This window comes from Xanthobacter autotrophicus (assembly GCF_030015065.1).
GTDB classification, from domain to species: Bacteria; Pseudomonadota; Alphaproteobacteria; order Rhizobiales; family Xanthobacteraceae; genus Xanthobacter; species Xanthobacter autotrophicus_D.
In genome coordinates, this window is sequence record NZ_JAIVFN010000460.1 from 1 (window position 1) to 428 (window position 428).

Sequence of the window (428 nt, forward strand, 5' to 3'; positions counted from 1 at the left end):
AGCCGAGCCACAGCTATACGTTCGTGAACGTGGATGCGGAACCCGTGCCCTCGCTGCTGCGCGGCTTCAGCGCGCCCGTGCTGCTGGACATCGACGCCACCGACGCGCAGCTGCTCACGCTGCTCGCGCACGACACCGATCCGTTCAACCGCTGGGAAGCCGGCCAGCGCCTCGCGCTGCGCATCGCCATCGAGGCAGTGAACGATGCATCGGTGACCGTAGCGGACGGCGGCACGCCGGACCACGAACTGCTGCCCGCGAGCTTCGTGGCCGCCATGCACGACGTGCTGCGCCACCCCGCGCTGGTCGCCGCCTTCAAGGAACTGGTGCTCTCCCTGCCCTCCGAGGGCTACATCGCCGAGCAGCTCGACGTGGTCGATCCGCAGCGCGTGCATGCGGTGCGCGAAGCCATGCGCCTGCAGCTGGCC

1 protein-coding gene is annotated in these 428 nt (G+C 69.6%); it reads left to right on the forward strand.

The features are described from left to right. A partial coding sequence (locus K9U40_RS24030) for an aminopeptidase N C-terminal domain-containing protein (RefSeq protein ID WP_282892558.1) occupies nucleotides 1–428 on the forward strand: 428 nt, incomplete at both ends.